Origin of the sequence: Pseudohongiella acticola (genome assembly GCF_001758195.1) — a bacterium.
GTDB lineage: Bacteria > Pseudomonadota > Gammaproteobacteria > Pseudomonadales > Pseudohongiellaceae > Pseudohongiella > Pseudohongiella acticola.
The window spans coordinates 333,939-346,408 of the sequence record NZ_MASR01000001.1 but is presented as its reverse complement, the minus strand read 5'-3'; the positions used below and the strand labels follow the sequence as shown (position 1 = coordinate 346,408).

Annotated in this window: 9 protein-coding genes; all 9 read left to right on the top strand. The window is 54.1% G+C overall.

All coding sequences use genetic code 11. The features are described from left to right. Positions 1-119: 119 nt before the first annotated feature. Entirely contained in the window at positions 120-1,439 is a 1,320-nt protein-coding gene (locus PHACT_RS01525) for an EAL domain-containing protein (protein ID WP_245730543.1), read from the top strand. Then, entirely contained in the window at positions 1,436-1,900 is a 465-nt protein-coding gene (locus PHACT_RS01520) for a DUF6644 family protein (RefSeq protein ID WP_070115608.1), read from the top strand. The genes PHACT_RS01525 and PHACT_RS01520 overlap by 4 nt, the downstream gene beginning before the upstream one ends. A 4-nt stretch (positions 1,901-1,904) precedes the next feature. Continuing rightward, the gene (locus PHACT_RS01515) at positions 1,905-2,387 is read left to right on the top strand and encodes a DUF6644 family protein (protein WP_070115607.1); all 483 of its coding nucleotides are present in this window, start codon (positions 1,905-1,907) and stop codon (positions 2,385-2,387) included. Positions 2,388-2,401: 14 nt separating this feature from the next. Then, on the top strand, positions 2,402-3,589 hold the full coding sequence (locus PHACT_RS01510) for an acetyl-CoA C-acyltransferase (protein WP_070115606.1): 1,188 nt from the start codon (positions 2,402-2,404) through the stop codon (positions 3,587-3,589). Beyond that, positions 3,573-5,228 carry a protein adenylyltransferase SelO gene (locus PHACT_RS01505; RefSeq protein ID WP_070115605.1) on the top strand — a complete coding sequence of 552 codons (1,656 nt, stop codon included), beginning with the start codon at positions 3,573-3,575 and terminating at the stop codon, positions 5,226-5,228. The genes PHACT_RS01510 and PHACT_RS01505 overlap by 17 nt, the downstream gene beginning before the upstream one ends. 232 nt (positions 5,229-5,460) lie before the next feature. Beyond that, positions 5,461-6,588, top strand: coding sequence for an efflux RND transporter periplasmic adaptor subunit (locus PHACT_RS01500; RefSeq protein WP_083264252.1), 1,128 nt, complete (start codon positions 5,461-5,463; stop codon positions 6,586-6,588). Positions 6,589-6,647: 59 nt separating this feature from the next. Continuing rightward, positions 6,648-9,824: an efflux RND transporter permease subunit gene (locus PHACT_RS01495; RefSeq protein ID WP_070115603.1), complete on the top strand. Its 3,177-nt coding sequence runs from the start codon at positions 6,648-6,650 to the stop codon at positions 9,822-9,824. Between the two features lie 34 nt (positions 9,825-9,858). Further along, complete coding sequence (locus tag PHACT_RS01490) at positions 9,859-10,455, top strand: LemA family protein (protein ID WP_070115602.1); 597 nt, start codon at positions 9,859-9,861, stop codon at positions 10,453-10,455. 17 nt (positions 10,456-10,472) lie between these two features. Next, positions 10,473-12,437, top strand: coding sequence for a M48 family metallopeptidase (locus PHACT_RS01485; RefSeq protein ID WP_070115601.1), 1,965 nt, complete (start codon positions 10,473-10,475; stop codon positions 12,435-12,437). The last annotated feature ends 33 nt before the right edge of the window (positions 12,438-12,470 follow it).

Here is a 12,470-nt window from a genome sequence, read left to right as displayed (position 1 = left end):
TGCCCGCTGCCTGTCGCTGACTTTATACCCTTTTCTTTCAGATGCTTGCCTGCTGGTGTTAAGCGACAATCCATCGTAAACTCAGGTCACCAATCCGTCGTTAGAAAAAAGTAGTGAATGTGAAAATAGATCCTGACAACAACGCCGGGCCTGATACCAAGGCTGAGGCCGCATCGGACAACGCGGACACGACCCCTGGGGAGGTACCCGTACTGGATCCAGTGGATGGCCTGCAGGTAGAAAAGCTGTACCGTGCAGGTGAGATCATCATGCGTCAGGGTGAGCCGGGTGAGTGCGCCTACTTTATGCAGAGCGGACGGGTCGAGATCGTGCTGGAACGACCCGATGGCAGTGAAATTGAAGTGGGCCGCCGTGGCCCCGGAACCCTGATCGGGGAAATGGCGATTGTTGATGACGGGCCGCGCAGCGCAACGGTTCGGGCGCTGGAAGACTGTCGCTTGCTGGAAATATCAAAAGCCGATTTCAGCCGAGCCGTCAGTAATGCCAATCCGATTGTAGGTCTGGTCACCAAACTGATACTGATGCGCTATCGGGACATTCTGCAGCGCTCGGAAAACGTCCGCGAGTTTGCCGGCGTCACGACCATGCTGGAACAGCAGGAACGCTACCACGCTGAAGAGAGTAGAGTGCTTGACGCGGTCCGTATGGCAAATGAATTCAAGGTGGCGGTCGTACGCAAGGAACTGTTTCTCGAGTACCAGCCCTTTATTGAAATCGATACCGGACGTATTGTTGGATTCGAAGCGTTGATGCGCTGGAATCATCCAAAAACCGGGCGGATGCGGCCTGATCTGTTTATACCCATGGCGGAAGACACGGGTCTGATCATAGAAGCAACCCGTTGGGCATTTCGTGAAGCCTGCAAAACATTAAAGCGCATGATTACCCAGACCGGTGACTCCGCTTTGTTTATCAGCGTCAATTTCTCAGCACAGGACTTTGACGACCCCGCGTTTCTGGACGAACTGCTGTTCACACTGCATGAAACCGGTATTCATCCAACTCAGATTCATCTGGAGATTACCGAACGGCTTCTGTTACGACAGTCCGAGGGCGTGAAAAAGATCCTTCAGCAATGTCGAGAACACGAAATGCAGATAGCCATTGACGACTTTGGTACCGGCTACTCGTCATTGAGTTATCTGCACCAGTATCCGGTGTCGACACTTAAAATTGATCAAAGCTTTGTCCGCAATATGACAACTGACAAAGGCGTACTCGGGCTGGTCAAATCAATTCTGTCATTAAGCGAAAACATGGGCCTTGCCATTATCGCCGAAGGCGTGGAGACGCAGCAGCATGTAGAAATGCTGCAAACCTTGAAGTGCCGTGTAGCGCAGGGCTATTTCTTCGCCCGCCCCATGCCGGAACATGAAGCCGCCAGCTTGCTGGCAGGTCAGTATACGAAGCTGCCATGACGGAATTGAGCATAAAGCTGCTGAGTTCAGTACCGGGGCTGCCTCCCATCCTGCAAACCATTCACCTGCTTGGACTGGCTATGTTGATGGCCTCTGCGATCATGATCAATCTGCGTCTGTTGAACCTGGCCGGGCGCCGACAGTCGCCTCAGGAAATGATGCAGCGTCTGTTTCCCTGGTTATTTTGCGCGCTACCGGTCATGCTGTTCAGTGGCCTGCCGTTCCTGCTCGCGCGACCGCAGCGTTATCTCAATAACCCGGTTTTCCTCTACAAAGCCGGCTTTTTGTGTCTGGCCTTGCTGCTAACCGTAGTTCTTTGGCGCAGTTACCGCAATGGCACTGCACAGCATCAGCACTGGCCAATAAAACTGGCGGCACTGTTAGCGCTAATGGCCTGGCTGATGACAGCCATGTCGGGTCGTTGGATCGCATACGCCGACTATCTGTTCTGGCCGGGATAAATCTATGTTGCAGCACGAATTCTGGTTAAATCTTGAATACACATGGCTGGCCGAACAGATTGGCGCGACCTGGCTTTTTCCTCTGTTCAATTCACTACACGTCATCAGTATCACATTGATGCTGGGGGCACTGCTGATGCTGGATCTGCGCCTGGCTGGCGTTGCGGCACGGGTTTATCCATATCGATTACTGAGTCGGGACTTTCTGCCCTGGATCTGGCTGGCTTTTAGTGTGGCCACCATCACCGGTATTGGCCTCTTTATCACGCGGGCCAGTGCTCATGTACTAAATCCGGCGTTCCAGTGGAAAATGCTGTTGATGTTGATGGCCGGTGTAAACATGTTGATATTTCATCACCGCAGTGTCCGTCTTGCTGAGGGCTGGGACCGCACCATACCCCTGTCAATTCGTCTCGCCGGCATCGCTTCCTTGGTATTGTGGGCCGGTGTTATGCTTGGCGGACGCTGGATGGGACACATAATTTAGTTGGGGAGAACAACATGGGCGAAGCGTATATTGTTGCCGCTGTCAGGACGGCATGTGGCCGCCGCAATGGGAAACTGAGTGGTATTCATCCGATCGACCTCGGCGCTGCCGTGGTTGATGAATTGCTGGATCGAACAGCGCTGCCAACTCATGCCGTGGATGATGTCATCTTTGGCTGCGTCAGCCAGATTGGAGCTCAGGCCGGTAATCTGGCACGTAATGTGGCGTTGGCCTCGCGACTGGACGTATCGGTGCCGGGCGTTACTGTTGATCGCCAGTGCGGCTCCTCATTGCAGGCGATTCATTTTGGCGCTCAGGCGGTCATGTCCGGAACGCAGGATCTGGTGATTTGCGGTGGTGTTGAAAGCATGAGTCTGGTTCCTATCGGCTCCAACATCAATGACACACTGGATAAGGGACGGGGCATACCGCGCGGCGAACGCATCGATGAATTGTACCCCGGCATTGAGTTCAGTCAGTTTAACGGTGCTGAGCTACTCGCCCAGAAATACCATATCAGCCGCAAAGAGCTGGACAAGTTTGGCGTGCTGAGTCACCAGCGCGCGTCGGCAGCCACCAGCAACGGCCATTTCCGGCGCGAAGTGGTGCCTGTTGAAGTGACATTAGCTGATGGTGGTATTGAAACCCATGTTCTGGACGAAGGCATTCGGTATGACGCCAGTATCGAGTCAATGCAGGGGCTCAAGACTCTGTTTGAAGATGGCGTGATAACCGCCGGTACTGCCAGTCAGATTGCCGATGGTTCTGCGGCGCTGCTGATTGCCAGCCGCCGGGCGGTGGAGAAATACAACCTGCCGGTGCGGGCACGAATTCATACCCTGGTAGTGGTAGGCTCCGATCCCGAGATCATGTTGGAAGGGCCCATTCCGGCCACCGAAAAACTGCTTGATCGGGCTGATCTGACTATCGACGATATTGATCTGTATGAAGTCAATGAAGCGTTTGGGTCAGTGCCATTGGCATGGGCAAAAGCACTGGGCGCCGATCTGCGGCGACTGAACGTCAATGGTGGCGCTCAGGCCCTGGGACATCCGTTGGGGGCCACCGGTGCCAAATTAATGACCACATTGTTGCACGAGCTGGAACGCCGTGAAGTTCGCTATGGCCTGGTGGCGATTTGTGAAGGCGGCGGCACCGCCAATGCAACTCTGATAGAGCGTCTAGATGGCCCTGACTGGTAACTCAAGTGGACTGGACAGGCTACGCTTCAGCAATCGCTTTAGTCGTCAGCTGCCGGCCGACTCAATTGACGAAAACTTCTGTCGTCAGGTCAGTGGCGCCCTGTTTTCGAGAGTGCAGCCCACACCCGTGAAGGCGCCATCACTGTTGGCACTGTCCGTGGATGTGGCGGAATTGATTGGACTGTCTGCAGCCGATTGTGATCAACAACAACTTGCCCGGATATTGTCTGGTAACGAATTGCTGCCGGGCATGGATCCTCACGCCAGTGTTTATGGCGGTCATCAGTTCGGCAACTGGGCCGGACAACTTGGTGATGGTCGCGCCATCAATCTGGGTGAAGTGATCGGCCCCGGTGAAAAGGCCTGGACGCTGCAACTGAAAGGTGCCGGGCCGACACCATTCTCAAGGCAGGCCGATGGCAGGGCAGTGCTGCGCTCTTCAGTACGAGAATTCCTGTGCAGCGAGGCCATGCATTATCTCGGCGTGCCAACAACTCGTGCCCTGAGCCTGGTGTTGACAGGTGACCGTGTCGTCCGGGACATGTTCTACGATGGCAACCCAAAGGCAGAGCCGGGTGCCATTGTATGTCGCGTGGCACCTTCGTTCGTGCGCTTTGGCCACTTTGAACTGCTGGCAGCCCGTGGCGATCTCAACTTACTGGAATCCCTGCTGAGCTTTGTTATCAGCACCGATCACCCTGATCTAGCGACCAGACTGTCGGAAAGTGACAAAGATGCGCGCAGAGTCATTTACCTCGATTGGTTTGCACGCGTATGCCGGTCTACGCAGGATATGGTGACGCACTGGATGCGGGTGGGTTTTGTGCATGGCGTCATGAACACCGACAATATGTCCGTGCTTGGCCTTACCATCGACTACGGGCCCTATGGCTGGATAGATGATTACAATCCGGACTGGACACCCAACACCACAGATGAAGGGCAGCGACGCTATCGTTTTGGTCAGCAGGCTGCCGTTGGGCGCTGGAATCTTTTTCAACTGGCTAATGCACTGAATCCGGTGATCCAGGATGCCGAGACATTACAGTCAATGTTGAATGCGATGCCAGCCGAGTTTGAGCGGGCCAGAAAAGAAATGATGGCAGGCAAGCTGGGTTTACCGGCTGCTGCTGTTGAACATCCGTCCTTCGATGAGCTGCTGGGAGGCCTTGAGCGACTGTTGTGTAGCCAGGCTATCGATATGACAATCTTTTATCGGTGCCTGATTGAGTATGCCTGTCAGCACGATTCGTCGCCCGTATCGCTAATCGATGTAATTTCTCCAGCGTTGTATCCGCTCGCCGGAAGTGACAGAACGGGTGTAGTACCAGAGAACCGGCCATTGTTCCGGGACTGGCAAGAGTCTTACCAAACGTTTTTGCTGCAGTTTGCTGCTGATTCAGACAGCAGACGTGCCAACATGCGGGCGGCGAACCCGGAGTTTGTGTTGCGTAATTACCTTGTGCAGCAGGCCATTGATGGCCTGGAGCAGGGTGACAGGACGGAGTTTGACAGTTTACTGCGTTTGCTGAAGCAACCGTACACGGACCTGGCCGAAGCGGATCAGCGATTCGCCGCCAGGCGCCCGGACTGGGCCCGCCAGCGAGCAGGCTGTTCCATGCTTTCCTGCAGTTCTTGAGTTGTGGCAGCGGTTTACAGAGTCTGTTTGACAGCTTCTTTGCTGGCCGGGTAGATCTACCACAAGTCGCCTGTCGTACCTACGATGTTGTTTGCCGCATAAAGCGCTGCTGGTAACACTTTGTTACCGTTGCAACTTGCTTAGAATGGCGCTTTCACGGATGCTACGCGATATTTGAACCTGCCTTCTAGACTGCTGATTCATCTGGCCTTAATGGCCCTGGAGCCTGATTTTGCGATTTATCCTGCGCCACCCTTTGGTAATACTTTTTGCAGTGGCTGCATTGGCACTGTCCTATGGTGTTTATACGCGGTTAACGCAGGAATCCACCAGTGGGGGACCGGGCATGATGCGGGGAGGCATGGGTCCGGTCTCAGTCACGGTGGCGGTCGTATCCCGGCAGTCATTCGCAGATGAAGTTGAATCCATTGGCACAGCGCAAGCCAACGAATCGGTGAACCTGACCGCGAAAGTAACCGACACAGTCACTGCGGTGCATTTCGAAGATGGCGATCTGGTTGAACAGGGCGATATCCTGGTTGAATTGACTAACGTCGCCGAGGCCGCCAGGTTGTCCGAAGTCCAGTCTGAACTGGATGATGCCCGTCGACAATATGAAAGACTGCAGAGCCTTATTGCGACCAACCTGATTTCACAGACAGACCTGGAGGCCGCGCGAACCCGCTTCGCCACAGCACAGGCCCGACTCGAAGGGGTTGCCGCGAATATGGATGACCGTCTTATTCGTGCGCCGTTCTCTGGCATGCTGGGCTTTCGCAACATCAGTGAAGGCACACTGGTCACGCCCAGTATGGTCATCACCACACTGGACGACATCTCAACAATCAAACTCGATTTTAATATTGCGGAAGTGTTTTTTGCACAACTGCAACCGGGTCTGAGCGTCACAGCCAACAGCATCGTCTACCGTGGCCGGGACTTTGAAGGACGTGTGCAGAACATTGGCTCGCGTATCGACGAGGTCACGCGGTCTGTGCAGGTGCGTGCCGAAATAGATAACAGCGACCGCGTGTTACGTCCGGGTATGTTACTGACAGTCGGGCTGACATTAAACGAACGCGACGCCATTGTGGTGCCAGAGGCAGCGCTGATACCGAGTCAGGGGCGGCAGTATGTATTTGTGGTCGATGAAGAAAACACAGCCCGTCGCGTTGAGGTAGAGATTGGACGCAGGCAACCGGGCCTGGCTGAAGTGGTGTCAGGCGTTATTCCGGGGCAACGGGTGATCACGCAGGGGATTGCACAGGTTCGACCCGGTCAGGCGGTTCGCATTATGAGCACGGGCGAATCCAGTACCAGCGCAGCCGGCACCAACGCGGGCCCGGAAGACCAGTCTTGACATTGGCCCGTGTCGATTCCCAAGTAACGGCCAGTTTTCTTTTGAAAGGATAACGCAAAATGATTTTGTCTGACGTTTCAGTCAAACGCCCGGTATTCGCAGCGGTAATCAGCTTGCTACTGGTTGCATTCGGCATTCTCTCTTTCATGGAACTGCCGGTACGGGAATACCCCGAGACCAACCCACCGGTGGTGTCGGTCAGCACCAGTTATCCCGGCGCTTCCGCCGAAATCGTAGAAGCCCAGATTACACAATTAATTGAAGACCAGATAAATGGCGTTGAAGGCGTGCAGACCATCAGCTCTTCCAGTAGCGATGGCAGCTCACGCGTATCCGTTGAATTTGCGGTTAGCCGCGACATTGATCAGGCGGCCAATGATATACGAGACAAGGTGTCACGAGTGACACGTCGCTTGCCGGAGGGCGTTGACCCGCCCGAAATAGCCAAAGCGGATTCAGACGCACGACCCATGGCCTACTATAACCTGCAAAGCACACAAATGAGCTTTCTGGAGCTTAACGACTATGCTGACCGGTATATTGTTGACCAGTTTGCAGTTATCGACGGTGTCGCTGGTGTTTCGGTCAGCGGCACGGGTGGTTATGCCATGCGTGTATGGCTGGACCGGGTTGCGCTTGCCGCCCGTGGCCTGACGGTGCTTGATGTAGAGTCTGCTTTGCGACGCCAGAATATTGAGTTACCCGCTGGCCGTGTCGACTCATTGGAGCGAGAGTTCAGTGTTCGTGTAGAGCGGGTCTATCAGTCCCCTGATGATTTTCGGGAACTGGTCATCAGTCGCGGCAACGATGGGCAGTTGGTGACGTTGAACGAAGTGGCGCGTGTTGAGCTGGCAGCAGCCAGTAATCGGGCCATGTTTCGTGGTAACGGAGTTGACGCTGTCGGGCTTGGAATTGTCAGGCAATCCAACGCAAACAGCCTGCAGATATTACGCGATACCATTGCTGTCGCAGAACGTGTCAATGCCTCGCTTCCAGATCACATGACACTGGAGTTGTCCAACAGCGATGCGGAGTTCATCGAATACGCGATTGATTCGGTTTACAGCACCATCATTATGACGGTCATTCTTGTCAGCCTGGTCATCTACATGTTTCTGGGTTCGTTCCGCAGCATGTTGATTCCCGCAGTCACTATTCCTGTGTGCTTAATGTCAGCGTTCATGGTGATGTTGATGTTTGGTTTGACGATAAACCTGATTACGTTGCTGGCACTGGTTCTGTGCGTTGGGTTGATTGTGGATGATTCCATTGTTGTGCTGGAGAACATACAGCGTCGTGTCGAAGCCGGAGAACCGCCATTGCTGGCTTCCTACAATGGTGCGCGACAGGTGGGGTTTGCGGTCGTTGCTACCACGCTGGTGCTGCTGGCTGTATTTGTGCCGGTTGTGTTCATGGAAGGCAACATGGGCATTCTGTTTTACGAACTTGCCATTACTATTGGTGGAGCCGTAGTTATTTCGACAGTGCTTGCTTTGTCGCTGACGCCCATGATGAGTTCGAAGCTTCTAAACAGTCACTCCCACGAGAGTTTTTTGACGCGTATAGTCGATCGTGTTTTCCGGTGGCTCCAACGCGGTTACCATGCGGCACTGGAATTTGCTCTGGTCATCCGCTATGCGATTCTGGCCAGTCTCGTGCTGGTAGGCGTATGTGTTTATTTGTTGTGGATGGAGATGCCTTCTGAGTTTGCGCCGCAGGAAGATCAGGGCGTGTTTTTTGTGCGCATGAGCGGCCCCGAAGGTGCCAGCATGGCGTACATGCAGGAACAGGTTAATGACATGCAAGACGGTGTTACGCCGTTTCTTGAAAATGGTGAAATAAGGAGCAGTGTCACCATTCTGCCTGGTTTTGGTGGCGGTAGCGGCGTCAGCAGTGGCATGTCCATCATGGCGTTGGCGGACTGGGAAGTCAGGGAGAAACCGACTCAGCAGGTTATGAATGAACTTGCTGCGGACTGGCAAAACCTGCCTGGCCTGCAGGTCATGATGTTCATGCGCTCTGGCCTGGTGCGTGGTGGTGGCGGTCAACCAGTGCAATTTGTGATTGGCGGCCGTACTTACGAAGAGCTCGTGCAATGGCGCGATGTATTGATTGAGCGTGGGGAAGATAGCGGGTTATTCACTCGCATAAATTCAGACTTCCTGGAAACGCGTCCCAGCCTGACTGTGACTGTAGATAAAACCAGAGCCGCTGACCTTGGCGTTTCGATCCAGGCGATAGGACGAACGCTGCAGGCAATGATGAGCGAGAGCAGGGTGACCACATTCGCTGATCGCGGTGAGGAATATGACGTTATCCTGCAGGCTGAAGAAAGTCAGCGTGCCTCGCCAGATGATCTGACCAATATCTATGTCAGATCTGACAGCAGTGGACAGTTAATTCCCCTGTCCAACCTGATCACGGTAGAGAACACATCGTCTCCCAATTCTTTGAATCGTTACATGAGAATGCGCGCGATTACACTCAGTGCAGGTCTACAGCCAGGCGTGACCCTGGAGGAGGGACTGGCATTCCTTGAACAGACCGTATTAACCGAACTGCCAGAGCATGCCCAGGTCAACTATAAAGGTGAATCACTGGAGCTGAAAGAAGCCAGTGGTGGTCTGGCATTTATCTTTGGTATGTCATTGCTGGTGGTGTTCCTGGTACTGGCTGCTCAATTTGAAAGCTTTGTGCATCCACTCGTCATCATGACCACAGTACCGTTGGCGATTTTTGGCGCCCTGATCGGATTATTGCTGACCGACGGAACCTTGAATATTTATACCAATATTGGGCTGATCATTCTGGTCGGCATCGCCAGCAAGAACGGGATTCTGATTGTTGAATTCGCCAATCAGTTGCGCGACGAGGGCAAGGAATTTCGTGAAGCCCTGGTGGAAGCCTGCGACATGCGTCTGCGCCCGGTCCTGATGACGGCCTTGTCCACCATGATGGGGGCATTGCCCCTTATCTTTGCCAGTGGCGCCGGCTCCGAAAGCAGGGTGCTGCTGGGTACGGTCATTTTCTCTGGTGTAATGATGACAACATTGATGACACTGTTTATTGTACCGGTGGTTTATGATCTGCTGGCCCGAAACACCGGGTCGCCACAAACTGTGTCGCGCTTGCTTAACAAGCTGGAAAACAAATACACTGATCACTCCACGCCGGTAAGCACGTCAACGGCCAGCGGCGCGAGCCGGGCTGTTCAGCAGCGGCGGGAAGACGCCTGATCGATAAGGCCTGGTTAATAAGGAGAGACAGTGTATGGAAGTGACAACGATAGTTTTGCTGGTGATTATTGCGGTCCTGGTTTTTTACGGTATCGGGATCTACAACCAGCTGGTCAGTCTGCGTAACCGCTACCAGAATGCATTTGCACAGATCGAAGTGCAACTGAAACGTCGCTACGACCTGATCCCCAACCTCGTGGAAACGGCAAAAGCATACATGGCACACGAACGTGACACGCTTGAGGCGGTCATTTCGGCGCGTAATGCTGCTGCACAAGGCCTCAGCGATGCCTCAGCAAAACCGGGTGATGCCGCTGCCATGCAATCACTGGCGGCGCAGGAGGGTGCACTGGGCGGTGCGCTGGGAAGACTTAATGTTGTCATGGAAGCATACCCGGACCTGAAAGCCAGTCAGAATATGATGCAGCTGACTGAAGAGTTGACCAGCACGGAGAACAAGGTGGCATTTGCCCGGCAGGCCTTCAATGACCAGGTGATGGCATACAACACTTACAAGCAGAGCTTCCCGCCTGTCGTGTTTGCTGGTGTATTCGGGCATGGCGCCGATGCATCACTACTGGAGTTTGCTGACAGCGAACAGATACAAGAGGCACCTAAAGTCAGTTTCTGACTGTTTTCGGAGCACTCATGGATTTTTTCCAGGCCCAGGATATCGCGCGACGTAAAACCGGACGACTGGTTCTGCTGTTTGCACTAGCGGTAATCAGTCTCATAGTACTGACCAATGCGCTGGTTTTGCTGACGCTGGGCCTGGCGTCAACGGAGCAGGGTGACACATCCTCAATAACGCAGGTCGAGCCGGCATTGTTTGCTGTGATCAGCCTCGCGGTCATAGCAGTTGTTGGTTTTGGCAGCCTGTACAAAACCGTCAGTCTGCGCCATGGCGGTGCGCGTGTTGCCGAATCCCTGGGTGGACGCCTGCTGATTCCTGGCAGCGACGACATTCATGAACAGCGCATACTCAACATTGTTGAAGAAATGGCCCTGGCTTCCTCAACCCCTGTGCCGCCGGTTTATATCCTGGATGAAAGTGCCATCAACGCCTTCGCTGCCGGGTACTCGGCATCTGATGCGGTCATTGGCATAACCCGTGGCGCCATAACCAAATTGCAACGCGACCAGTTGCAGGGCGTTATTGCTCATGAGTTCAGCCATATCCTGCACGGTGACATGCGGCTTAATATCCGGCTCATCGGTTTGCTGCACGGCATTCTGGTCCTCGGTGTGATGGGCTATTATCTGATGCGAAGCGCGGGTGTGAGCAGGCGTGGCAAAAACGGTAACGGCATCGTGTTCCTCGGGCTGGGTTTGATCGTCATCGGTGCCGCTGGCACTTTCTTTGGTAACCTGATCAAATCGGCTGTCAGTCGCCAACGTGAATATCTGGCGGACGCGTCGGCTGTGCAGTTTACCCGCAGTGCCGATGGCATCGCAGGCGCCTTAAAACAGATCGGGTCTGATGATGCCGGTTCTCAGCTAAACAACCCTGGAGCTCGCGAGATCAGTCATGCCCTGTTCAGCCAGGGCGTGAAAACGTCTTTTGCGGCCTTGTTTGCTACACACCCGCCACTGCAACAACGTATAAAACGATTGCAGCCACAATGGGATGGTGATTTTTCCCAGACAACCGAACATTCGACGCAGAACCCAGCAAGCGGAGCAGGCGACATTGGCGCCAAACAGGATCCCGCACAACGACAGCGCAGTGACGTATTACTGGAGGTGGCTGCGATGGCCGCGTTGCAGCGTGCCGGTAGCCCGGATTCGGCTGATCTGGCGGAAGCCGTTCGAGTGTTGAAGCGATTACCGTCGGTATTTGTTGAAGCTGCCCATGAGCCTCATGGTGCGCGTGCTTTGGTCTATTTTTTGTTGCTTGATGGTACTGCCGATAAAACGTCACAGGCAGATAGTCTGCCTGACCCGGGCGATGCCGATGCAGGGCAACGGTCCAGCCAGCTCAAATTTCTCGAGGCAAATGCCGATGCTGGCGTTTACCCACAACTGATAAAACTGATAGATAATAGCGACAGGCTGACGGCAGGAGATCCGTTGGCATTGATCAATATCGCACTGCCAGCGCTACGACATCTCAGTGCGGCTCAATACACCATGTTTGAGCACAACATGGCTGCAGTGCTGGAAGGTTCTGCCGGCGTTGCTCCGCAGGCCTGGCTGCGTCACTACCTGGTACTTAAGCACTTGCATCCAGTTTTTCAAGGTCAATTGAGAGGCGCTCGCAAGCGCTCCCTGCGACATTGCAACGATGCCTGCAAAACCTTGTTGTCTGTACTGGCTCAGATAGGGCAACAGGACGCGGCGGCATTATCCGCCTTCCAGGCTGCTGCTGACAGTTTGCAATCAGAGATACCTGAACTGGCGGAAGAGTCACTTGTGCCGATAATAAAAATCAGCAGAGCTGATCTGTCAGGGGCGCTTGACCAGTTACAGCAACTGAATTTGCGCAACAAAAAAAGCATGTTGCTCGCAGTTGCCGCCTGTATTCAGTCTGACAATGCTGTCACACCCATTGAACAGGAACTTTTCCAGATAATTGCCGAGATTCTGGACTGTCCGGCTCCGGCGCTGTTCTGAATGTGAAGCTATACCGGTTCTGACTCCCGCCCA

Bases quoted from the DNA above. Each gene is read 5' to 3' on its own strand.
- PHACT_RS01515 (WP_070115607.1), top strand. From the start codon at position 1,905: ATGTTGCAGCACGAATTCTGGTTAAATCTTGAATACACATGGCTGGCC.
- PHACT_RS01520 (WP_070115608.1), top strand. From the start codon at position 1,436: ATGACGGAATTGAGCATAAAGCTGCTGAGTTCAGTACCGGGGCTGCCT.
- PHACT_RS01510 (WP_070115606.1), top strand. From the start codon at position 2,402: ATGGGCGAAGCGTATATTGTTGCCGCTGTCAGGACGGCATGTGGCCGC.
- PHACT_RS01490 (WP_070115602.1), top strand. From the start codon at position 9,859: ATGGAAGTGACAACGATAGTTTTGCTGGTGATTATTGCGGTCCTGGTT.
- PHACT_RS01485 (WP_070115601.1), top strand. From the start codon at position 10,473: ATGGATTTTTTCCAGGCCCAGGATATCGCGCGACGTAAAACCGGACGA.
- PHACT_RS01505 (WP_070115605.1), top strand. From the start codon at position 3,573: ATGGCCCTGACTGGTAACTCAAGTGGACTGGACAGGCTACGCTTCAGC.
- PHACT_RS01495 (WP_070115603.1), top strand. From the start codon at position 6,648: ATGATTTTGTCTGACGTTTCAGTCAAACGCCCGGTATTCGCAGCGGTA.